The organism is Gemella sp. GH3 (assembly GCF_013415425.1).
GTDB lineage: Bacteria > Bacillota > Bacilli > Staphylococcales > Gemellaceae > Gemelliphila.
Map to the genome: position 1 here is coordinate 1 of NZ_JACBYC010000085.1, position 257 is coordinate 257.

1 rRNA gene is annotated in these 257 nt (G+C 38.1%); it reads right to left on the reverse strand.

Annotation, left to right across the window (positions count from 1 at the left end):
• Positions 1-186: 186 nt before the first annotated feature.
• Positions 187-257, reverse strand: a 16S ribosomal RNA gene (locus HZY83_RS02545); the annotation flags it as partial.

Genomic DNA, 257 nt, shown 5'->3' on the forward strand with positions numbered 1-257 from the left:
TACTTAATCGTGTGTAGCTTTCGCTTCGTTTTCTTCCTTGAACTCTTATTCTTCTGAATAAACTCTTTTTCTCGGTTTTTTCTTGTAAATCTTGGTTATATAATTTCGTATTAAGTTTTCATTGTGCTTGAGTGCTTGAACACTCAAAACTAAACGAATTGTCAACCTTATTCCCTCTATCCTTAGAAAGGAGGTGATCCAGCCGCACCTTCCGATACGGCTACCTTGTTACGACTTCACCCCAATCATCTATCCCA